Origin of the sequence: Paraburkholderia sp. SIMBA_030 (assembly GCF_046535245.1) — a bacterium.
Classification (GTDB): Bacteria; Pseudomonadota; Gammaproteobacteria; order Burkholderiales; family Burkholderiaceae; genus Paraburkholderia.
The window spans coordinates 1-270 of record NZ_JAWRXB010000570.1 but is presented as its reverse complement, the minus strand read 5'-3'; the positions used below and the strand labels follow the sequence as shown (position 1 = coordinate 270).

Here is a 270-nt window from a genome sequence, read left to right as displayed (position 1 = left end):
GCAGCGCGCACTTGCCGCCGGTGTCCAGGCCAACGTCCCCGTCGGAGTCATCGGTGAGTGAGCCCGGCCCGGGCAAGACCGCAACCATGGAATCCTCGACCTCTGGCTGGGGCCGACACGAGGAAACGGTCATCGGTTCCAACCGTGAAGCCACCGACTTCCTCCGCGTGTCGATCGAAGATGGGGGCGCGACCAAGTTCTGGTCCTTCCAGTGGGTTCAGAACCTGAACAAAGCCAAGGCGGGTCTGCTCCTGCTTGACGAGCTCAACA

The 270-nt window shown here is 63.3% G+C and carries 1 protein-coding gene; it reads left to right on the top strand.

The annotated features are described in order from the left end of the window. Positions 1–53 precede the first annotated feature (53 nt). On the top strand, positions 54–270 hold a 217-nt coding region (locus SB772_RS41240; protein WP_410838680.1), incomplete at its 3' end, for a hypothetical protein.